21 protein-coding genes are annotated in these 20,147 nt (G+C 64.4%); 7 read left to right on the forward strand and 14 right to left on the reverse strand.

Going from position 1 to position 20,147, the window contains the following annotated elements; translation table 11 throughout:
• Positions 1-52: 52 nt before the first annotated feature.
• The gene (locus tag NKI95_RS06380) at positions 53-979 is read left to right on the forward strand and encodes a LysR family transcriptional regulator (protein ID WP_352714990.1); all 927 of its coding nucleotides are present in this window, start codon (positions 53-55) and stop codon (positions 977-979) included.
• A gap of 224 nt (positions 980-1,203) precedes the next feature.
• A complete protein-coding gene (locus NKI95_RS06385; RefSeq protein WP_031211156.1) occupies positions 1,204-1,437 on the forward strand; it encodes a DUF2093 domain-containing protein in 234 nt (77 codons plus the stop codon).
• A 245-nt stretch (positions 1,438-1,682) separates the two neighbouring features.
• Here NKI95_RS06385 and lpxK read toward each other — a convergent pair whose 3' ends face one another.
• From lpxK to NKI95_RS06425, 8 genes are all read right to left on the reverse strand, one after another.
• Positions 1,683-2,711 (reverse strand): tetraacyldisaccharide 4'-kinase, encoded by a 1,029-nt coding sequence (gene lpxK, locus NKI95_RS06390; RefSeq protein ID WP_352714992.1) that lies wholly within the window; start codon positions 2,709-2,711, stop codon positions 1,683-1,685.
• 1 nt (position 2,712) lies between these two features.
• Positions 2,713-4,029 (reverse strand): lipid IV(A) 3-deoxy-D-manno-octulosonic acid transferase, encoded by a 1,317-nt coding sequence (gene waaA, locus NKI95_RS06395; RefSeq protein WP_352714994.1) that lies wholly within the window; start codon positions 4,027-4,029, stop codon positions 2,713-2,715.
• Complete coding sequence (locus tag NKI95_RS06400; RefSeq protein ID WP_352714996.1) at positions 4,026-4,805, reverse strand: lysophospholipid acyltransferase family protein; 780 nt, start codon at positions 4,803-4,805, stop codon at positions 4,026-4,028. Before NKI95_RS06400 ends, waaA begins: the two co-directional genes overlap by 4 nt.
• 5 nt (positions 4,806-4,810) lie before the next feature.
• Complete coding sequence (locus NKI95_RS06405; protein ID WP_023717165.1) at positions 4,811-5,056, reverse strand: DUF4170 domain-containing protein; 246 nt, start codon at positions 5,054-5,056, stop codon at positions 4,811-4,813.
• Between the two features lie 74 nt (positions 5,057-5,130).
• The gene (locus tag NKI95_RS06410) at positions 5,131-5,937 is read right to left on the reverse strand and encodes a 3'(2'),5'-bisphosphate nucleotidase CysQ (RefSeq protein ID WP_352714998.1); all 807 of its coding nucleotides are present in this window, start codon (positions 5,935-5,937) and stop codon (positions 5,131-5,133) included.
• Complete coding sequence (locus NKI95_RS06415) at positions 5,924-7,267, reverse strand: TldD/PmbA family protein (RefSeq protein WP_352715000.1); 1,344 nt, start codon at positions 7,265-7,267, stop codon at positions 5,924-5,926. The genes NKI95_RS06410 and NKI95_RS06415 overlap by 14 nt, the downstream gene beginning before the upstream one ends.
• A gap of 252 nt (positions 7,268-7,519) precedes the next feature.
• Positions 7,520-8,770, reverse strand: coding sequence for an NAD(P)/FAD-dependent oxidoreductase (locus NKI95_RS06420; protein ID WP_352715002.1), 1,251 nt, complete (start codon positions 8,768-8,770; stop codon positions 7,520-7,522).
• Positions 8,771-8,780: 10 nt separating this feature from the next.
• On the reverse strand, positions 8,781-10,169 hold the full coding sequence (locus NKI95_RS06425) for an aminotransferase-like domain-containing protein (RefSeq protein WP_352715005.1): 1,389 nt from the start codon (positions 10,167-10,169) through the stop codon (positions 8,781-8,783).
• A gap of 310 nt (positions 10,170-10,479) precedes the next feature.
• Here NKI95_RS06425 and NKI95_RS06430 point away from each other — a divergent pair, with 310 nt between their 5' ends.
• The 4 genes from NKI95_RS06430 to NKI95_RS06445 are packed head-to-tail and all read left to right on the forward strand — an operon-like array spanning position 10,480 to position 14,820.
• Positions 10,480-11,649 (forward strand): ABC transporter ATP-binding protein, encoded by a 1,170-nt coding sequence (locus tag NKI95_RS06430; protein ID WP_352715006.1) that lies wholly within the window; start codon positions 10,480-10,482, stop codon positions 11,647-11,649.
• Positions 11,650-11,654: 5 nt separating this feature from the next.
• On the forward strand, positions 11,655-12,704 hold the full coding sequence (locus tag NKI95_RS06435; protein WP_352715008.1) for an ABC transporter substrate-binding protein: 1,050 nt from the start codon (positions 11,655-11,657) through the stop codon (positions 12,702-12,704).
• 5 nt (positions 12,705-12,709) lie between these two features.
• Positions 12,710-13,990, forward strand: a complete 1,281-nt coding sequence (locus NKI95_RS06440; RefSeq protein ID WP_352715011.1) for an ABC transporter permease — start codon at positions 12,710-12,712, stop codon at positions 13,988-13,990.
• Positions 13,991-13,992: 2 nt separating this feature from the next.
• The gene (locus tag NKI95_RS06445) at positions 13,993-14,820 is read left to right on the forward strand and encodes an ABC transporter permease (protein ID WP_352715013.1); all 828 of its coding nucleotides are present in this window, start codon (positions 13,993-13,995) and stop codon (positions 14,818-14,820) included.
• Positions 14,821-14,843: 23 nt separating this feature from the next.
• Here NKI95_RS06445 and NKI95_RS06450 read toward each other — a convergent pair whose 3' ends face one another.
• The 5 genes from NKI95_RS06450 to NKI95_RS06470 form a co-directional block, all read right to left on the reverse strand.
• A complete protein-coding gene (locus tag NKI95_RS06450; protein WP_352715015.1) occupies positions 14,844-16,049 on the reverse strand; it encodes an NAD-dependent formate dehydrogenase in 1,206 nt (401 codons plus the stop codon).
• Positions 16,050-16,285: 236 nt separating this feature from the next.
• Positions 16,286-16,735 (reverse strand): VOC family protein, encoded by a 450-nt coding sequence (locus tag NKI95_RS06455; protein ID WP_352715018.1) that lies wholly within the window; start codon positions 16,733-16,735, stop codon positions 16,286-16,288.
• 90 nt (positions 16,736-16,825) lie between these two features.
• Positions 16,826-17,728, reverse strand: coding sequence for an aminotransferase class IV (locus NKI95_RS06460; RefSeq protein WP_352715020.1), 903 nt, complete (start codon positions 17,726-17,728; stop codon positions 16,826-16,828).
• Between the two features lie 71 nt (positions 17,729-17,799).
• Positions 17,800-17,970 carry an ABC transporter permease family protein gene (locus tag NKI95_RS06465; RefSeq protein WP_352715022.1) on the reverse strand — a complete coding sequence of 57 codons (171 nt, stop codon included), beginning with the start codon at positions 17,968-17,970 and terminating at the stop codon, positions 17,800-17,802.
• Positions 17,971-18,053: 83 nt separating this feature from the next.
• Positions 18,054-18,728 carry a DUF8692 domain-containing protein gene (locus NKI95_RS06470; RefSeq protein WP_352715024.1) on the reverse strand — a complete coding sequence of 225 codons (675 nt, stop codon included), beginning with the start codon at positions 18,726-18,728 and terminating at the stop codon, positions 18,054-18,056.
• A gap of 150 nt (positions 18,729-18,878) precedes the next feature.
• Between NKI95_RS06470 and NKI95_RS06475 the strand changes: the two genes are divergently transcribed.
• Positions 18,879-19,007, forward strand: a complete 129-nt coding sequence (locus tag NKI95_RS06475; protein WP_352715027.1) for a hypothetical protein — start codon at positions 18,879-18,881, stop codon at positions 19,005-19,007.
• A gap of 48 nt (positions 19,008-19,055) precedes the next feature.
• Here the strand turns inward: NKI95_RS06475 and epmA are convergent, their stop codons facing one another.
• Complete coding sequence (gene epmA / locus NKI95_RS06480; protein WP_352715029.1) at positions 19,056-20,102, reverse strand: EF-P lysine aminoacylase EpmA; 1,047 nt, start codon at positions 20,100-20,102, stop codon at positions 19,056-19,058.
• Positions 20,103-20,147 lie beyond the last annotated feature (45 nt).

Here is a 20,147-nt window from a genome sequence, read left to right on the forward strand (position 1 = left end):
ACGCTATTGTGGGGCGGTTGACAAACGAACAAATCGAGGATCACCTGTGACTATGGATCACAGCTCAGACTCGATGCTGCCGCTTGAAACGCTGCGCGCCTTCGATGCCGCGGCACGCACAGGCAGCTTTTCGGCGGCGGCCGAGAAGCTCAACATCACCCATGGCGCCGTCAGCCGGCAGATCGCCAAGCTCGAGAACTGGCTCGGGCTGAAAGTCTTCGATCGCGGCGCGCGTGGCGTCTCGCTGACCGTCGAGGGCAATCGCCTGCATCTGCGCACTACGGAAGCCTTCGCCCTGATCGCCAGCAATTCGGATCGCTGGGTTGAGCCGCGCGGCACGGCGGTGGTGCGGCTGACCTCGATCCCTTCGGTCAGCGGGCTGTGGCTGATGCCGCGCATGGCGGCGCTGGAGAACCACCCGTCCAAGCTGCGCATCGTGCTCGACGTCGACATCCGCCAGGGCGATCTTGCCGACGAGGGCATCGACCTGTCGATCCGCTGCGGGCGCGGCCGCATTCCGGGCCGGATCTCGGTGCAGCTTTTCGAAGAATATGTGTTCCCGGTCGCCTCGCCGGAATTGGCCAGGGAGATCGGCCGCGGAGATCCTGCCCGCCTGCTCGACTATCCGGTGATCAACGATTCCGACGCTTCGGCGTGGCGCGCCTGGTTTGCCGCGCAGGAGGTGGACTATCGGCCGCGGCCGCACGACCGCCGTTTCGAGGATTACAACCTCGTACTCGACGCCGCCGCGCACGGGCTCGGCATTGCGCTGGCACGTCCGCCGTTGACGGTGGACCAATTGAAGTCGGGCCGCATCGTCGCCGTAGACGAACGCAGTGCGCTCAGCCCGATATCCTACTGGCTCGACCGGCCGCTGGGGCGCCCGCGCGCCGCCGCCGCCGAACTCGCCCGGCGCATCGCCGTCCAGGCCGGACTGGCAGCGGAGAAGATCGAGCAGTTTATCATCGCCGAAGAATGAGATGCCGCGTCGCGTTCGACCGGCCTCATGCGACGCGCTTCAGGTTTTTGTGTTTATGCATGTCGCGCAAGACCGCCGCACACTTTTGCGCGACATGCATTGGCATCCGCTTTGCCGGCTTGTTCGAGCAAGTGTCACCAGAAACAGAACCAGGTAAGGCCAACCAAGCTTGACCTCGCCGCAATTTGTGGCGATGACATCGTCATGAATTTCGGCACCACCCCATGATGAACCGTTTCGAAGGCCCCGGCGGCAAGGAAGCCCGCATCCGCTATCTCGATGGCGATTTCCAGGTGACCAGCCCCGGCGCCTTCGTTCGCTGTGCGGTGACCGGCGAGAGCATCCCGCTCGACGAGCTCAAATACTGGAGCGTCGCCAGGCAGGAACCCTATGTGAATGCCGCCGCCTCGCTGCGCCGCGAGATCGAAGCGCATCCGGAACTGCGCCGCCGACGCTAGTCCGACGCAAATGGAAGCCGTCCCGTTGCGATCCTGCGCCCTCTGCCGCGGCGTCAGGCCGGCAACACGGAAACCTCAGAGGTTATCTTGAAATAAAAACCCGCCTCAAGGGCGGGTCACCGGCGAATCATCACCATATCCAAACTAGTAGCATAGCTGCCGGCACAAAGCAAGAACAAAATACGCTCAACCGGCGGAAAGCTGCAAATTCCAGTCCCCGCATCGCCTCAGTGCTCAGCTGCTGGTCAGCCCCTCAGCCGGCGCTGCCGCCAGGCATCCAGCGTCTCGTCGATGATGCGTTGCGGCACGTGGCCGAGCTCGAAGACGGTATCGATCTCCAGCACGTCGAGCCGGTGGAGGAATTCCGGCGGTGCTGCGCCGTGACGCAGGCGGGCAGCGTCCTTGGCGGTGGTAATGAGGCCAAGCTCGGCTTTACGTGCCGTCGCCGTCAATTCGGCAAGCTCGTCCGCACTGTAGAAATGATGGTCAGGAAATGGTCGGGTCAGCGCAAGCTCGCCCCCGGCCTCGCCTACCGTGTCGAAAAACTTGTCGGGGTGGCCGATGCCGGCGAACGCCAGGAACCGCCTGCCGGCCAACGTCATCTTGCTGCTCGGGGCGGTGTGCGCCTCGAAGATCGGCCTGCCGGCGCGCGCTGCCTGGCGCACGACCGTATCGGCCGCGATGCCGTCGCCCATCTTCAGCAAGGCGCTGGTGAAGACCAATTGGTCGACGATGTTTGCCCGCAGCGGCCCGCCGGGGATGACGCGGCCATTGCCGATGCCATGGCGCGCATCGACGACGACCAGCGCATAGTCGATGTGGATGCGCGCGCTCTGAAAACCGTCATCCATGATCAGGAAATCGCAGCCGAGCTTCTCCAGCAGAAGCCTGGCGCCGGCGGCCCGGTTCGGTGTCACCGCGACCGGCGCGTGTTCGGCCAGAAGCAGTGGCTCGTCGCCGACATGCTTGGCGGCGTCGTGGTGCGGATCGACGATATGCGGCTGCGCGAAGGAGCCGCCATGCCCGCGCGACAGGAAACCCGGATTGAGCTGCATGCGCCGGGCCTGCTCGGCCAATGCGATCGCCACCGGCGTCTTGCCGGTGCCGCCGACGGTGAAGTTGCCGACGCAGAGCACCGGCGCCTCGACTTTTTCGCGCGGCGCGTGCCGCATGCGGCGACCGGCGACGAGCGCATAGATGGCGGAGAGCGGCGACAGCGCCATGACCCGCCAGTCCGGCTCTTCCCACCAGAAGGGCGGCGCTTCCGAGGTCACGTCAGCGCCCGTTCGCGCCCTTCAGGCGCGACTTGACGACCAGCGGCTGGATATAGGGCTCGAGCGACCTGAGCGTATGTGCCAGCGCACCGCGCATCTCGTCGACGGTCGCCGCACCCGCCGCCATCATTTCGTGACGAGCCGCCTCGTTGGTCAAAAGGAAATTGACGGCGCCGGCCAGCATATCGCGGTCGCGCACCAGCTTGGCGCCGCCACTGTCGAGCAGGCGCTGATAAGCCTCGCGAAAATTCTGGACGTTGCGGCCGGCAAGCACCGCTGTCTCCAGCATGGCCGGTTCCAGCGGGTTCTGGCCGCCCTCGGAAGTCAGCGAACGGCCGACAAAGGCGATTTCCGTCAGCCTCAGATAAAGCCCCATTTCGCCGATCGTGTCGCCGAGCAGAATATCGGTATCGGCGGTGATCCTGTCGCCCTTGCTGCGCTGCGCCAGTTTCAGGCCCATGCCGGAAATCTGGGCGGCCAGCTGCCCGGCGCGATCGGGATGACGCGGCACGATGATGGTCAAAAGCCCGTGGTGGCGCTTGTGCAGCATGGCGTGAACTTCGGCGGCGACCGCTTCTTCGCCGTCATGGGTCGAGATCGCCGCCCAGGTCGGGCGGCCGCCGATCTGGCGTTTCAGCGCCGCCAGTGCCCGTTCGTCGACCGGCGGCGGCGCGGTGTCGACCTTGAGATTGCCGGACACGGTGACCGGCCGGGCGCCGAGCGAAAGGAAGCGCTCGCCATCGAGGTCCGACTGGGCGACGACATGGGCAAGATTTTCGAACAATGCTTCGGCAATGTTGGCGCGCTTCTTCCAGGACTTGAAGGAGCGGTCGGACAGCCTGCCGTTGACCAGAACCTGCGGCACGCGGCGGGCGCCGAGTTCCAGGATGGTCATCGGCCAGATCTCCGATTCGGCGATGATCGCCAGGTCCGGCTGCCAATGGTCGAGGAAGCGGCTGACCGCCGGCTTGAGGTCGAGCGGCACATATTGGTGGATGATGCGGTCGCCCAGCCGTTCTTCGGCGACCTGCGCCGAGGTGACGGTGCCCGTCGTCAGCACGACGTTGACGCCGTAATCGAGAATGCTCTCGACCAGCGGCACGACGGCGATGGTCTCGCCGACGCTGGCTGCATGGATCCAGATCACCGGCCCTTCGGGGCGCTCGCGTCCGGCGACGCCGTAGCGTTCACGCCGGCGAATGCGGTCCTCCTTGCCTCTGGATGTGCGCCAGGCGACATAAGGTCCGACCAGCGGGTAAGCGGCGGCCCCGGCGAAACGGTATGCCGTCAGGAAGGCGCGGGCCCAGCGCATACTCATTTCGAACCGTCCACAAGGCGATAGGCCTCGGCGGTCGCGGCATTGAGCGAGGCCGTGACCTCCTGGCGCTTGCGTTCCATTTCCGCGGCGTCTGCGTTGGCCGGCACGAAGACAGGCGTGCCGACGACAATCGAGGAGCGGCCGAAGGGCAAGTTGATCGTCGTCTTGTCCCAGCTGCCCTCGATCACCTTGCGGCGGCTGGTGGCTATTGCGGCAGGCAGGATCGGCCGGCCGGACAGCCGCGCCAGGAGGACGACGCCGAGCCCCGCATCGCGCGGCGTGCCGTGGGGAATATCAGCAATCATGGCGACATTCTTGCCGGTGGCGAGCGACTTTTTGAGGGCGATGAGCGCCTTGGCGCCGCCCTTGTCGAGATGCCTTGCGCTTTCGCGCCCGCCAGAGCCACGCACCGCCTCGATGCCGAATTTCTCGACCATCAGCGCGTTGAGCTCGGCATCGGCGCTGCGCGACACCATGGCAACCAGCGGCCGTCCCTTGGGATAATAGGCCGGGGTCAGCAGATGCTGGCCGTGCCAGAGCGCGATAATTCCGGGCTCGAGCTGCGCATAGGCGCCGCCGGAAAACTTGGCCGATCCGTCGACCAGGCGGTTGGTCAGGCGGACAAGGCGGACGAAATACGCAAACAGGGCGGCAAGCGCATTCTTGACGAATCGCGACTGCGCCAGCGGTTCGCGGATCTTGCGCCAGAACGTCTTCGGCTTGCGACGTCTGACCGCCGACCGCGGGGCTGATCGCTTGACCGCTTCATGGTTCATCGATGTCAACCGGCAGCCTTGTTTTCGGGGTCGAGCAGGCGGTGCAGGTGAACGACGAAATAGCGCATATGGGCATTATCGACGCTGGCTTGCGCCTTGGCCTTCCAGACGGCGTGCGCCGATTGGTAGTCCGGATAGATGCCGACAACATCGAGCGCGTCGAGGTCGCGGAATTCGGTGCCGCCCAGCTTCTTGAGTTCGCCGCCGAACACCAGGTGCAAAAGCTGTTTCTTTCCGTCTTCAGCGGCCATGTCGATCCTTCACATATCGTGAGTTTGGGACAGGTCTAGACCAAAGCCGCCGACTTTGGAACTATTGATAGTGGTCAATTGTCCAGCCCGGCGATGACGCCGGCGAGCACGGTGAGGAGTTCGCCGCTGCCGGCGGCGAGCGGTCCGTGACGGATCACTTCGCCGGCATAGAGCGGCGCGCGGCCATGCCGATCGAGCAAGGCGCCGCCTGCCTCGCGCAGGATGAGATCGGCCGCGGCGATGTCCCAGTCATGCGCGTTGGCCTTGACGAAGGTGGCGTCGAGCTGGCCGCCGGCGATCATCGCCAGCCGGTAGGCGAGCGAAGGAATATAGGGCACGCGCTTCAGCCGTTTGTGCCATTTCGCCGGCATCAGGTCGATCATCGCCTTCGGTCCGGCGATTTCGGCCGTTTCCGACGGCGGACGCACGCTGATGCGCTTGCCATTCAGGAATGCGCCCTCGCCCGGCAGCGCCCAATAGATTTCGCCCTTCGCCGGGCAGTCGAGCACGCCGGCAAGCGTTCGGCCTTTCTCGACCACAGCGACGCTGACGCACCATGTGGGCAGACCCTCGAGGAAGCCGCGCGTGCCGTCGATCGGATCGACGACAAAGGTGCGGCGTGCGACGAGCCTGACCGGGTCGTCGACGGTTTCCTCCGACAGCCAGCCATAGTCCGGCCTGGCCGCCAGCAAGGTCTCGCGCAGATATTTGTCGGCGGCGTGATCGGCTTCGCTGACCGGCGAGGTGCCGCCCTTCATCCACACCTGCGGATTGTTGTTGAAGTATTGCATGGCGATGAGCCCCGCCTCGCGGGCAGCGTCGCGCAGCAGCTGCAGGTCTTCAGTAGCGCCGGCCGAGACGGCCGGGTCAAGCTCCGGCAAGGGTCATTCCTTCGATCAAAAGCGTGGGTGCGGCGGTGCCGAAATTGCGGTCGAGATCGCTCGCCGGAACCATGTTGAGGAACATCGTTTTCAAATTGGAGGCGATGGTCACCTCGGCAACGGGATAGGCCAGCTCGCCATTTTCGATCCAGAAGCCGGAAGCGCCGCGGCTATATTCGCCCGTCACCATGTCGACGCCCTGGCCGAACACTTCGGTGACGTAGAAGCCGGTCTTGAGCGACTTGATCAGCTCTTCCGGCGTGTTTTCCCCGGGCTCGATCGCGAGATTGGTCGACGATGGCGAGACCGACGAGCCGCTGCGCGAGCCGCGCCCATTGGTGACGAGGCCGAGTTCCCGAGCCGCCGAAGTCGACAGTAACCAGTGGTTGAGCACGCCCTTGTCGACCATGAACAGTTTTTCGCCCTCGACGCCTTCGCCGTCGAACGGGCGCGACGCCTGTCCACGGCGCCGGAGCGGCTCGTCGGTGACGGTGATTGCGGCCGAAGCCACCTTCTTGCCCATCATGTCGCGCAGAAAGCTGGTCTTGCGCGCCACCGCGGCGCCGTTGATGGCACCGGCAAGGTGGCCGGCAATGCCGCGCGCGACGCGCGGATCGAACACCACGTCGACCGGCCCGGTCGCAGCCTTGCGCGCGCCAATGCGGCGTACGGCGCGCTCACCGGCCTTGCGGCCGATGTCTTCCGGCGCGTCGAGATCGGAAAAATGCTGGCGCGAGGAGAATTCGTAATCGCGCTCCATGCCGGTGCCCTCGCCTGCGATCACGCTGGTCGAGCGCGAAAAACGCGAGGCGACGTAATGGCCGACGAAGCCGTGCGAAGTGGCGAGCACCAGCCCGCCGAGCCCGGCACTGGCGCCGCTGCCGGCCGAATTGGTGACGCCCTTGACCGCAAGCGCCGCCGCTTCGGCGGCAAGGGCTGCTTCCTTCAATTGGTCCGCCGATACCTCCGTGGCATCGAACAGATCAAGGTTGCGCGGCTTCTTGACCAGCAGGACCGGATCGGCGAGCCCCTGATAGGGATCCTCGGGCGACACCTTGGCCATGGCGACGGCGCGCTCGGCCAGCATATTGGGGTCGGATGCCGCCGTTGCCGAAACGCTCGCTACCCGCTTGCCGACGAAGACGCGCAGCGAGACGTCCTCGCTCTCGGACGCCTCTGTGCCTTCGACCTTGCCGAGCCGCACCGACACGCCGGTCGAACGGCCGCGCACCGCAACCGCGTCGGCGGCATCGGCGCCGGCCCGTTTGGCAGCCTCGACCAGGGCCGCGACGCGATCGGTCAGTTTCGCTGCGTCGAGCGTATCGGTCATGCGCATAATCCTGTTGCTTGCGGCTGACAGTAGGGCAGCCACTGCTGCACCATCTATTGTCCCGGTGCCGCTTCTGCAATGGGAGAAGCGGGCAATCAGGAGGCATCTAGCCCCAGGTCGGCGCGACCGATCTAGAGCTGGTGCGTCCTTCTGGACGAACAAAGGACGGCTTAGATCTTTGATTTTGCACCTACGCCGGCCTGATCGGAAACAGACTCCTGATCTCAACCCGAAGGCGAAATGTTCGATCGATCAGGTGCGGAAGCGATCAGCCGAAAACGCCGCGACACGCGCTGGATCGCCGCGACCAATGATCAGCTCGGCAACCAGGCGTGCAGTGATCGGAGCGAGCGTCAGGCCAAGGTGGCCGTGACCGAAGGCATGGATCACCCTGGAGCTGCCGCGCGACGGACCGATGACCGGGCGGGAATCGGGCAGCGACGGCCGGAACCCGAGCCACTCGGATGACGGCCGGCCGAGTTGTGGAAAGAACTGCCTGACACCGCGATCGAGCAGCGCCAGCCGGCGCGCGCTTGGCGGCGCTGCAAGCCCGCCGAGCTCGACGGTTCCGGCGACACGCAGCCGGCCGTTCATCGGCGTCATGTAGAAGCCGAGATCGACAGGGCAGACCGGACGATGGAGCAGAGGCGCTTCGGTCGGGAATTCGAGATGATAACCGCGTTCGGTCTCGAGCGGGATCCTGTCGCCGGCCTGCATGGCCAACGCCCGCGATTGCGCGCCCGCGGCGATCACCACCGTGTTCGCCTTGACGCGAAAACCGGAACCGCTGAGCCTGACACCGTCCGCCTCGACCCGCAGTCCGGTTATCTCAGCCTGCGCTACCGACACACCGCGGGCGGTCGCGGCATTGAGCAGCCGCCGCATGAGCGTCTTGGGATCGGTGACATTCATCGAGTCGGGGAAGTACAGACCGCTGGCCCCCGTCGCGGGCAAGCCAGGCTCCAGCGCGGCGACCTCTTCCGGTGCCAGAACCTCTTGATGGACGCCAAACCCGGCGCGCAGCGCCCTGCCCCCGGCAGCCTTGGCGAAATCGCTCTCGCGACGATACAGGTAGAGACAGCCGTTGCGGCGCAGCAGGTCGGCCAGGTCAGCCTCCTCCACCATTTCCTCCCAGGCGGGCAGGGCTTCGGCAAGAAGCCCGGCGAGCGCCAGCGCATTGGCTCGGGTGGCCGCCGGAAGCGACTGCCGCACGAATTGAACCAGCCATGGCGCAAGCTGCAACAGCGCCGGCCAGCGCAAGGAAAAAGGGCTGTCAGGATCGAGAAGCAGCTTTGGTAGCGCGCGCAGCACAGCCGGATTGCCCACCGGCATGCAGGCATATTCGGCAATCGTTCCAGCGTTGCCGAACGAGGCACCCGAGCCCGGCTCATTGGGGTCGATGAGCAGGACTTCGCGCCCCTCAACTGCGAGCCGGAGTGCAGTCGCCAGTCCGACAACGCCGGCACCGACAATGGCGATTTCGACCGTTTCGGACGCTGCCATCTTTAAATTCCTAGACGAAGCCAGGCAATTGAAGATGGCCGGCCGATAACAATTCGGCCATGGTGTTCAGGGCCGTGCGCAGATCGCCGAGCGAGCGCGCGGCGCCGACATTGATGCGCACGCCGTGCTGTACCGGCTCGCGCCCAACCGCGAAGGCATCACCCGGGAGCACGGCAACGCCACGTTCCAGGCAGGTGCGAGCGAAACCCGCGCCCCGCCAGGGTTCCGGAAGACGCAGCCAGGCATGGGTCGAGGTTGGATGGTTCTGGACATCGTAGCGGCCGAGGATTTCGGTGAGGATGGCCTGGCGCTGGCGCAGCTCCTGCTTCTGCGTTTCTATGATGCGCGCCGCCAGGCCCTCTTCTATCAGCCGCGCGCCGATTAGCGCCGTCAAGGGACTGATGCTCCAGCAGTTGATGCGCAAAGCTGCTGCGACCTGGCCGGCTATGGCGCGTGGCGCGATCACAAAACCGAGGCGCAGTCCTGGGGCAAGGCATTTCGACATGGCGCCGATATGGATCGTCAGTTCGGGCTCGAGGCTGGCAAGCGATGGCGGCGGATTGTCTGCCAGGGGGCGGTAGACGTCATCCTCGATGATGAGGACGTTGTGGCGGCGGGCGACAGCTACCAGCTCGAGCCGGCGCTCCTCGGATAGCGTGATGGTCGTCGGGTTGTGCAGGGTCGGCACCAGGAAGACCGCGCGTGGGCGGAGCTGCGCGCAGGCAGCGTCGAACGCGTCGGCCCGCATGCCGCCACGGTCCATCGCGACGCCTCTGAGGTCGAGCCCATGCACCCGGCACAGCGCGTTGACGCCCTGATAGGTCACTTCGTCGGCGAGCACGACCTCGCCCTGCCTGGTCACCGCGCCGAGTACGCAATCCAGCCCATGCTGGGCGCCCGCCGCCAGCACCACGCGGCCGGGATCGCCTTCCCCTGCCACCGGACGCATCCACTCGGCGATTGCCGTCCTCGCCCAAAGCGGCCCCTCCGGCGGATGATAGTCCTGAAGCGTGGCATAGTGCCGGTCCTTGGACAGGCGCGGCAGCAGCAGCCCGAGCGCGTCGAGATAGGCCGAGGTCGCAGGTCTGTTGACGGAAAGATCGATTACGCCGGTGTCGTCGCTCGGCGCCGACACGAAACCTGGCCTTTCGCCGCCGTTGCGTGCCGCGACCGTTGTGCCGCGTCCGGGCCGCGCTTCGAGCAGGCCGCGCTGCTGCAGCGTCGACAGTGCGCGCGTCACCGTGGTGACATTGATGCCCAGTGCGCGGGCGATCTCGCGCTGCGGCGGCAGCCGGTCTCCAACCGCAAGTGTGCCGGCCGTGATCCGTTCGGCAATAGCGTCGGCAAGGCGCCGGTAGACCGGGCCTTCATCCGAGGCGAGTTGCAGGTCCTGAAGCATGCGGATTGGCGGATTCGGTGTGTTGACGCTCTGGCTACCGGCGCATCTAGCATAAGACAATGCTCCGGACAATAGTACTTGTCCGGCACATATTTCCAAAATCCGGCTGAAAAATCTCACACAATCCCGACGAAAGCCGCTTGACGGCCAAACTTGTCTGCATCTATGGTCCTTTAGAGATCGATTGTGTGAGCATACAAGTTTGGTTTGCCGCCTTGTGCGGCAGCGTCACGCGAGACCGACACATGCACGGCAAGCAGCACCGCGTTTCAACAAGCAGCCTCTGCCGCAGCTCGACGGATTTCCGTCCGTGACCGCCGAAGCGACAGCCCTGTCACGCGACAGTGCCGAGCCTGCGCGGGCCGCCGATGCCGGCAGCCAGCGATTTGTCGAATTCGTCGATGTCGAGAAATCCTATGACGGGCGCACCTTCGCGGTAACGCGGCTGAACCTCGGCGTTGCGCGCGGCGAGTTCCTTACCCTTCTCGGACCCTCCGGTTCGGGCAAGACGACGACGCTCAACATGCTTGCAGGGTTCGAACGGCCGACCAGCGGCGTCATCACGCTTGAGGGCCGGTCGGTCGACAGGCTGCCGCCCTACGAACGCAACATCGGCATGGTGTTCCAGAACTACGCGCTGTTTCCCCACATGAGCGTCGAGGAAAACGTCGCCTTCCCGCTCTCCGTCCGCAAGATTACCAAGGCGGAAGTCGCAGCCCGCGTCGGCCGCGCGCTCGACATGGTGCGGCTGCGGCAGTTCGGCGACCGGCGGCCGGCACAACTCTCGGGCGGCCAGCAGCAGCGTGTCGCGCTTGCCCGCGCGCTGGTGTTCGAGCCGAGCCTGGTGCTGATGGACGAGCCTCTCGGTGCGCTCGACAAGAAGCTGCGCGAGCATATGCAGCTCGAGATCAAGCAGTTGCACACCATGCTCGGCGTCACCATCGTCTATGTGACGCACGACCAGAGCGAGGCGCTGACCATGTCGGACCGCGTTGCCGTCTTCAACAATGGCGGCATCGCCCAGCTCGGCTCGCCGGATGATCTCTACAACGCTCCGGAGAGCTCGTTCGTCGCGAGCTTCATCGGCGAGAACAACACCCTGCTCGGCAAGGTCGAGCGCGTCTCTGGCGAGGAGTGCCGCGTTGCGCTGGACGGCGGCGGTTCGGTAACGGCGCTGGCCATCGGTGTTGCGAAGGGCGCGGCCTGCCATGTCGCTATCCGCCCGGAGCGGCTGAAGCTTGCGCCCGCTTCGAACGGAGCAAATGCGTTGGCCGGCACGGTCGATGGCCGCATCTATCTCGGCGACCACCAGCGTCTTCTGGCCAGGCTGGAAAACGAACAGGTGCTGACCGTCAAGGTCGGCCCCGAAGCGACCATGGGCAACGGGGAACCGGTCACAGTTTCCTGCGCGCCCAACGACTGCCGCGCCTTTCCGGCAGATGCCGGAACGGGCGGTTCCATCTCGAAAACAGGGGAATAACAACAATGAAAATCACCAAAGCACGGCTGTTCGCCTTTGCGGCAGCCACAGCATTCATCACCTCAGGACATGTCGCCTTCGCCGACGAGCTTTCGATCATGGCCAGCGGCGGCGCTTGGCAGGATGCCCAGCGCAAGGCATGGTTCGAGCCGTTCAGCAAGGAGACCGGTGCCAAGATCGTCGAGCAGGAATATCTTGGCGATCTCGGCAAGGTCAAAGCCATGGTCGACACCGGCAACGTGCCGATCGACCTAGTGACGGTCGAGACCGCGACCGTGCTGCAGGGTTGCGACGCCGGCATTCTCGAGCGCCTCGACTATTCCAAGATCGCGCCGCGCGAAAAATTCCTCGAAGGCTCCGCGCTCGACTGCGGCGTCGGCCTCGACGCCTATGGCGACGTGCTCGCCTATGACCCCAACGTGCTGAAAGAGGCGCCGACCTCGGTGCTCGACATCTTCGACACGACCAAGTTTCCGGGCAAGCGCGCGATGCGCAAGTTCCCGGCGCAGAATTTGGAATGGGCGCTGATGGCCGATGGCGTCGCGCCGGCCGATGTCTACAAGGTGCTGGCCACGCCGGAAGGCGTCGACCGCGCCTTCAAGAAGCTCGACACCATCAAGAACGATATTGTCTGGTGGGATGCCGGCGCACAGCCGCCGCAGCTCCTCGCATCCAAGGAAGTGGTGATGACCACCGCCTGGAACGGCCGTATCCAGAATGCGATCGACAAGGACGGCGCGCCATTCAAGATCGTCTGGAACAACCAGATCCTCGAATACGACATGATCGCCATTCCGAAGGGCGCCAAGAACCCAGAGCTGGCCTACAAATATCTTGCCTATATCAGCCAGCCGGAAAACAACGCCAAGCTCGCCAGCTACATCACCTACGGGCCGGTGCGCACCGATGCAGCTGCCTTTGTCGCGCCGGACGCGCTGCCCAAATTGCCGAACGCGCCCGACCATATGAGCGCTTATCTGGTCGCGGACACCGAATTCTGGGGCGACTACGGCGAGGATCTGGTCAAGCGCTTCAACGCCTGGCTCGCGCAGTAGGAAAAATGACGGCGCTTGAGCCCACGAAGCTGGACCGGCCGCGCATCGCGCGCGACCGGTCGGCCGCCGATGCCAAGGCGGCGAAATCCGTCACGGCAAAGCTTCGGCGCGCTGAGTTCGGCGATCGATTACGGTCGCTGGCGCTGGCGGCGCCTTTGCTTGTGCTACTGGCGCTGAGCTTCGGCATCCCGATCGTCCTGCTTCTGTCGCGCGCCGTCTACGATCCGACGATTGCCGACGCCCTGCCGCAGACCAGCCAGGCGCTGCGCGGCTGGAACGGCGCGGGATTGCCAGGCGATGCCGCCTTCCTGGCCCTTGCCGCCGACCTCCGGAGCAACCAGGCCAAGGGCACCGCCTACGAACTTGCCAAGAGCCTCAACGCCCGCCTGCCCGGTGCGCGCAGCCAGGTGCTCAAGACGGTACGCCAACTGGAGGCTGCCGACAGGCCGCCGCTGGAGGTGATGAAAGCCGTGCCGTTCTGGTCGGCGCCCGGCACATGGCCGGTCATCGAGAGCGGCACCCACAGCGTGACGTCGTTCTACTTGCTGAGCGCGCTTGATCTGCGCTCGAACGCCGACGGAGGCATTGAAAGAGTGCCGCCGCAACAGGCGATATTCCTGCAGGTGTTCATGCGCACATTCTTCGTCGCCGCGGCGGTGACGCTGGCCACGCTGATACTGGGCTTCCCCCTCGCCTACCTCATCGCCTCCGTGCCCAAGGGCCTCGCCGCCATCCTCATCGTCGCGGTGCTACTGCCATTCTGGACGTCAATCCTGGTGCGAACAGCGGCGTGGACAGTGCTCCTGCAGAAATTCGGCCTGGTCAATGATCTGCTGTTGTGGCTCGGGATTGCCGACGACCGGCTCGACCTGATGTACAGCCGCATAGGCCTGATCATCGCCATGACCCACATCCAACTGCCGTTCACGTTGCTGCCGATCTATAGCGTCATGCGCACGATCCCGGCCTCGCAGATGAAGGCCGCCTATTCGCTCGGCGCAAAACCCTTCACCGCGTTCCGCCGCGTCTATCTTCCACAGGTTTTTCCGGGCGTCATGGCCGGTTGCCTGCTCACCTTCATTCTCTGCCTCGGCTACTACATCACGCCGGCGCTCATCGGCGGGGCAAGCGACCAGTTGATCAGTAATTTCATCGCCAACTACGTCAATGTCGAGCTGAACTGGGAGATGGCGGCAGCGCTGAGCTTCATCCTGCTCGTCTTCACCCTGGCGCTGTTCGGCATCTTCGCCCGCATCCTCGGCCTCGACCGTCTCAAGCTGGTGTAGCCATGCTGCTGTCTCCCTATCCGACGACAGGCGAAAGAATCCGCATCACCCTGCTCTGGCTGTGGTGCGGCATGGTGATCCTGTTCCTCCTCGTGCCGATCCTCGTTCCCGTCCCCTTGTCGTTCAACAGCGGCGCCTTCTTCATCTTTCCGCTGGAGGGGATTTCGACGCGCTGGTACGCGGTCGTGCTCGGCACCCAACGCTGGCAATCGGCGATCGGCAACAGCCTGATCGTTGCGTTCGGGACGACGCTGATCGCGACAATACTCGGCACGTTGACAGCGATTGCGCTTTCCGACGAAAAGTTTCCCGGCCGCCGCATCGTCATGCCGCTGCTGCTATCGCCGCTGATCGTGCCGGTGGTGATCACCGCCGTCGGCTCGTACCTGTTCTACGCACGTGTCGGCCTGGCCAGCACCTATGCCGGCATCATCCTGGCGCACACCGCGCTCGCCAGCCCCTTCGTCGTTGTCACGGTGGGAGCGAGCCTCACCGGCTTCGACCGCAATCTGATGCGCGCTGCCGCCATCTCCGGAGCAAAGCCCATCACATCATTCTTCAGGGTGATGCTGCCGCTGATCCTGCCCGGCGTGCTGTCAGGGGCTGCTTTCGCCTTCGTCACCTCGTTCGACGAGGTCGTCGTGGTGCAGTTCCTGGCCAGTGCCAACCAACGCACCATGCCGCTCGAAATGTTCATCGGCCTGCGCGAAAAGCTCTCCCCGGCAATCACCGCCGCCGCCACGCTGATGATGGGGCTGTCAATCATCCTGCTCGTCGTCGCTAATCTTCTGGCCCGCCGTGGCAAGCAGCGACCGGGCACGAATTTGTAGCGCCTGGATCACGCCTTGTTCGATCACGTCTTGGCCTTGAAGCGCGCCGCCTCTTCCGAACCGCTTGTGGCGTCGCCGGCACTATAGGAATGCGCGCCGGCGCCGGCGAGCTTGCCGCCATCAACGATCAGATACTCTTCCCGGATCGGCCGGCCTTCGAACCAGCATTCCAGGATTTCGCGGGTGCCCGCGGCATAGCGCGCCTGGGCGGAGAGCGACGATCCCGAAATATGCGGCGTCATGCCATGGTGCGGCATCGATCGCCACGGATGGTCCCTGGGCGCCGGCTGCGGGAACCAGACATCACCGGCATAGCCTGCGAGCTGGCCGCTCTCCAGCGCCCGCGCAATGGCGTCACGATTGCAGATCTTGCCGCGCGCCGTGTTCACCAGATAGGCGCCGCGTTTCATCCTGGCGATCATCGCCTCGTCGAACAGGTTCTCCGTCTCCGGATGCAGGGGCGCATTGATCGTCACCACGTCGCAGACGCCGACCATGGAGGCTGGGTCCTGGTGGAATGTGGCGCCGAGCTCCTTCTCGACCGCCTCGGACAGACGGTGGCGGTCGGTGTAGTGCAATCCGACGTCGAACGGCTTCAGCCGGCGCAGCACCGCGCTGCCGATTCGGCCGGCGCCGACGGTTCCGATCTGCATCCCCTCGATATCGTAGGAGCGCGCGACACAGTCGGCGATGTTCCAGCCGCCTTTCACGACCCACTGGTAGGAGGGGATGTAGTTTCGCACCAGTCCCAGGATCATCATCACCACATGCTCGGAGACGCTGATCGAGTTGCAGTAGGTCACCTCGGCGACGGTGATGGCGCGGTCCATCGCGGCCTGCAGATCGACATGGTCGGATCCGATGCCGGCGGTGATCGCAAGCTTCAGCCTGCTTGCCCTGGCTATGCGTTCCTTGGTCAGATAGGCCGGCCAGAACGGCTGCGAGATGACGATTTCGGCGTCGACGAGTTCGCGTTCGAAAACGCTGTCGGGACCGTCCTTGTCCGAGGTCACGACCAGGCTGTGCCCGGCGCTTTCGAGAAACGGCCTCAAGCCGAGTTCGCCCGACACGCTGCCGAGCAGGACCCCCGGTTCGAAATCGATGGCCTTTGGCGTTGGAAGTGTCTGGCCGCCGGGGTAGCGATCGAGCTTCGGCAGGCCGTCCCGCGCATAGTGTGTCGGGTAACCGTCGACCGGATCGTCATAGAGGACGCAAACGACCTTTGCCATTTTGTCTCTCCCTTCGTCTGACAACGACGAGGAAGACGCTCGATTGCCCGCCAAGACGACGGCGGGCGGTCACTCTAAATTGTCCAGGCCAGTAACTTGGCGCTTCCTCGTTCGGAAAGTTGCGCGCTATTGCGGGTTAAATGGAGGAGCCGGACCTGGTTTCAAGGCCGGGCAACGGTGCCGACGCGGGATTTGCGACGGGCGGGCCGGCAGGCCCGACTGCCACGCAGGGCCGGTCAAGCCCCGGCAACTGTCGCTCTTCCGTCCGGATATTCTGCTGGTCCCTTGATCTCGATCTTGTTGCCAAAAGGATCGTGGATATAGAAGGAATGGCCCATTCCTCGGGCGCCGCCATGAAAGGCCTCCTGGTGAATTTCAATCTCGTGGCTCTTCAGATGCGCCCGCATCGCCTGGTGATCGAACGGCCCTGTGGCGATGCAGATGTGGTCGACATTGCGTCCGCCGGCGATTGGCGGAGCGGCCTTGCGGCCTCCGGGATGGGTGATGTCCCACAGGACGATCAGCGACGATCCGCACCAGATCTGCTCCATCCCCAGTTCCGGGTAGGAGTACCCGGGCTGGCAACCCAGGACGCTGTGATAGAAGCCGAGCGCGACCTTCATGTCATCGACGAGGAAGACAACATGATCGATGCCAACAAGGGAAAAAGGAACCGCTGTCGGCATCGCCGGCATCTCCACAATTCGGAATGATCCATCGCTCTGTTGTGGACCAACAGTGTCGAACTGGTCAAATATCCGCCTCGGGGTGATACCTCAGAGGACGTCGACAGGCGTTGCATGCCAGCCCTGGTCCCGTTTGGCCCAGTAGATTTCGCCCAGCCGCGTCGTCAACGCCCCCGGTCTTCCATCGCCGATCGGTTTGCCGTTGACGCTGGTGATCGGCATGATGCCGCCTGCCGTGCTGCAGGCGAACACTTCATCGGCGCCGGCCAGATCGCTCTCGGAGATCGATTTCACCTCGACCGCCTGCCCGATCTCCCGGCAGATTTCGATGACGCAACGGCGCGTTATCCCCTCGAGCACATTGTATCCCGGGGTCGAGAGAACACTGCCCGTCAGCGCAAAGACGTTGAACCCCGGACCTTCGCTTATGGTGCCGAGATGGTTCTTCATCAGCGAGGTTTCGCATCCCGCATCGTAAGCGTCGAAGAGGCTGAGCACGAAGTCGATCCAGTTGTAGTTCTTGATTTGCGAGGGAACGGAGTCCGGCGGCAGTCGCCAGCGGCTGGAAATCCAGACGGAGAGCCCGCGCTTGCGCTGCTCTTCGTTGGCCACGACCACGAACGGCACGCAGAACGCCATGAACCTGTTCTTGCACAGGCGCGGATCCCGCGATCCTGGCGGGCCAAGCCCGCGCGTCATGATCATCTGCACCGTCGCGTTGGCCAGCCCCGTCATCTCGACGCAGGACTTCAGCACCGTCTCGATTGCCTTGCGCTCGACGGGCATGGCGTAGCGCAGCCGGGCACAGGAGTGTTCGAAGCGGTCGAGATGATCCTGCAACCTGAAGAATGCGCCATTGCGCACCGAAACCGTATCCTGGCACGCGTCACCGCCGGTGAACCCCCAGTCCATCAACGGGATCGAGGCTTGCGCGATCGGAACGTAGCCGCCATCGACAAAGGCAATGCCGTCGGGGTGCAAAGTCCTGTTCATTTCCATCTCTTTCTGGGCAGCCGTGCAGTTCCAGGATCAAGGTCGCCGTCACTGCGATTTGGGCGGCGATCTCAGCCGGCGGGAGCGCGTTTCATGCGGTCTTCAATCTTCAGGATCAGCATCGAAGCCGGGTAGCTCACGATGAAGTAAATGACGAAGGCGGCCGTATAGACCTCCAGATATTTGTAGGTCGTCGAGGCGATCTGGTCGGCGGTGAACATCAGTTCGTTGACCGAAATCATCGACTAGAAATGTCGTACGGCGGTCGCGACGGCCGCACCGCTGGCAGCGTCGGCGCTAGTCGAAGATACGGCGTGTGCGACAGTCAGCCTGTCGAGTTGGGATCGGGTGGATCCACCCACGGGCGGCCCAATCGTGTCACCATCGCCGCGTACCCAACGGCACCTGCCGCCCAAAGGAAAATGCCAAGCTCTTTGACGGCGTCTTCGGCGATGTCGACCGCCGAACCCGGGGTAGGAAACAGCTCTCCCAGCTGGTCGATCGCTGCTGACATCGCGAGTAGGGAGCCCGCGGCCACAAACACGATCGTGCCGTCGAATGTCTTCCGTCGCAGCCGAAAGAACCAGAACAACCCTGCGACGGCGTAGGCAATCATCGCAACAATCTCTGGTATCGCAAAAACGGGCAGCACGTCCTCATGGATCAACAACAGGTCATCGAGGCCCATGACCAGGGTAAGGCCGCCGAGAAACGTGCAATCCCATCGGCGCGTGAGCAGACCAGCAAACAGGGTCACCGCACCGGTGCCGATCCATAGCGAAGCACCTAGGGACGAAATCCACCCCGTATAGAAGCCGACATCGGCGGCTGCAGATGGATCTCGATAGAAGATCGTAGCGTCCAGACTAAGACTTTGCGCTGCGAACAGCGCGGCCAAGAGCATCACAACGTTAATCGCTGCGGCCGCAAGCATGACCAAGCGCCAGGACATCCTCCATTCGCCGCCATGCTTTGTGTCCAGCGCGTTCTTGTCTGGCATTGTGCCGAAGCCCATTCTGAGTACGACGGCCGGTAGCTCCGCTGCGCCGAGCACTCCGCCAGCACTATGCCGGCCCGCCATGATGGCGGCAACACACGGAACGGTTGCAGCGCTCCGCCCATGAGGTCGTCGTGATGGAGTTCCTGGCCAATGCAACGGCCCGCGCGAAAAGCTCTCCCAGCAATCACCGCCGCCGGCACACTGATGATGGGTCTGCTGATCATCCTGCTCGTCGTCGCTAGTCTTCTGCCCGACGCAGCCAGCGGCGGCCTGGCCTGACCATGTAATTGGTTCCAAATCTGACGCGTCGGTCAGCAAAACCTATCGTCAGGAACCGACCACCGGTGTCCAGATGACCTCGTCGATCCGGAGCGCGCCGGTGGCGAGCATCACCAGCCGGTCGAAGCCGAGTGCCGCGCCGCTCGCTTTCGGCATGATGGCGAGCGCGGCGAGGAAATCCTCGTCGATCGGGTAGCGTTCGCCATAGACACGCTGCTTTTCGTCCATTTCGGCGGCAAAGCGCCGGCGCTGCTCGGCCGGGTCCGTCAACTCGCCAAAGGCGTTGGCCAGCTCGACGCCGCAGCAATAAAGCTCGAAGCGCTCGGCGGTGCGCGGATCGTCGGCGCTCGGCCGGGCCAATGCCGCCTCCGAGATCGGATATCCGAAAAGAATGGTGGCGCGCCCCTGCCCCAGCGCCGGTTCGATTTTTTCGACCATCACCCGGCTGAACAGGTCGGCCCAATTGTCGTCGGGCGCGGTCCGCAATCCGGCCTGGACCAGGGCGGCATGCAAGCCCGCGCGGTCGGTGCTGCCGTCGGCTGCAACCGTCGCCAGCAGATCGATGCCGGCATGGCGCATGAAGGCTTCGGCGACGCTCAACCGTTCCGGCTCGGCAAACGGGTCGGCCTCGCGGCCGCGGAAGCTAAAACGCTTCGCTCCGGCCCGTTCGGCCGCCAGCGCGACGAGCTCGGCGCAATCGCGCATCAGGCTCTCATAGGTCTCGCCGACGCGGTACCATTCGAGCATGGTGAACTCCGGATGGTGCAAGGGGCCGCGCTCGCGGTTGCGCCAGACAGCCCCGAGGCTGAAGGTGCGCTCCTCGCCGGCGGCAAGCAGCTTCTTGCAGGCGAATTCCGGTGACGTGTGGAGGTAGAGCGGCTGGCGGGCGCCGTCGGGCCCGATCGCCTCGGTGGCAAAGGCCGACAGGTGCGCTTCATTGCCGGGCGAGACCTGCAGGGCCGATGTCTCCACCTCGACGAAGTCGCGGCGGGCGAACCAATCGCGCATGCCGGCGGCAATGGCATTGCGCAGGATCAGCCGCGGCCGGCGGTCGGCATGGACATGCGGCGTCCACCAGGGCGAGGCGGCGGTCATCGGCTTCAGGGGAATTGCACAGAGGGCTGGCGATTGCGGCCAAGA

Origin of the sequence: Mesorhizobium sp. M0306 (assembly GCF_040321655.1) — a bacterium.
In the GTDB taxonomy this organism is placed as follows: Bacteria; Pseudomonadota; Alphaproteobacteria; order Rhizobiales; family Rhizobiaceae; genus Mesorhizobium.

Coding starts and splice junctions, on each gene's coding strand:
- NKI95_RS06445 (WP_352715013.1), top strand. CDS start 13,993: ATGCTGCTGTCTCCCTATCCGACGACAGGCGAAAGAATCCGCATCACC.
- NKI95_RS06400 (WP_352714996.1), bottom strand. CDS start 4,805: ATGAACCATGAAGCGGTCAAGCGATCAGCCCCGCGGTCGGCGGTCAGA.
- NKI95_RS06425 (WP_352715005.1), bottom strand. CDS start 10,169: ATGCTTCAGGACCTGCAACTCGCCTCGGATGAAGGCCCGGTCTACCGG.
- NKI95_RS06435 (WP_352715008.1), top strand. CDS start 11,655: ATGAAAATCACCAAAGCACGGCTGTTCGCCTTTGCGGCAGCCACAGCA.
- NKI95_RS06450 (WP_352715015.1), bottom strand. CDS start 16,049: ATGGCAAAGGTCGTTTGCGTCCTCTATGACGATCCGGTCGACGGTTAC.
- epmA (WP_352715029.1), bottom strand. CDS start 20,102: ATGACCGCCGCCTCGCCCTGGTGGACGCCGCATGTCCATGCCGACCGC.
- NKI95_RS06420 (WP_352715002.1), bottom strand. CDS start 8,770: ATGGCAGCGTCCGAAACGGTCGAAATCGCCATTGTCGGTGCCGGCGTT.
- NKI95_RS06455 (WP_352715018.1), bottom strand. CDS start 16,735: ATGCCGACAGCGGTTCCTTTTTCCCTTGTTGGCATCGATCATGTTGTC.
- NKI95_RS06385 (WP_031211156.1), top strand. CDS start 1,204: ATGATGAACCGTTTCGAAGGCCCCGGCGGCAAGGAAGCCCGCATCCGC.
- NKI95_RS06380 (WP_352714990.1), top strand. CDS start 53: ATGGATCACAGCTCAGACTCGATGCTGCCGCTTGAAACGCTGCGCGCC.
- NKI95_RS06465 (WP_352715022.1), bottom strand. CDS start 17,970: ATGATTTCGGTCAACGAACTGATGTTCACCGCCGACCAGATCGCCTCG.
- NKI95_RS06440 (WP_352715011.1), top strand. CDS start 12,710: ATGACGGCGCTTGAGCCCACGAAGCTGGACCGGCCGCGCATCGCGCGC.
- NKI95_RS06415 (WP_352715000.1), bottom strand. CDS start 7,267: ATGACCGATACGCTCGACGCAGCGAAACTGACCGATCGCGTCGCGGCC.
- NKI95_RS06475 (WP_352715027.1), top strand. CDS start 18,879: ATGCAACGGCCCGCGCGAAAAGCTCTCCCAGCAATCACCGCCGCCGGC.
- NKI95_RS06405 (WP_023717165.1), bottom strand. CDS start 5,056: ATGGCCGCTGAAGACGGAAAGAAACAGCTTTTGCACCTGGTGTTCGGC.
- waaA (WP_352714994.1), bottom strand. CDS start 4,029: ATGAGTATGCGCTGGGCCCGCGCCTTCCTGACGGCATACCGTTTCGCC.
- NKI95_RS06460 (WP_352715020.1), bottom strand. CDS start 17,728: ATGAACAGGACTTTGCACCCCGACGGCATTGCCTTTGTCGATGGCGGC.
- NKI95_RS06470 (WP_352715024.1), bottom strand. CDS start 18,728: ATGCCAGACAAGAACGCGCTGGACACAAAGCATGGCGGCGAATGGAGG.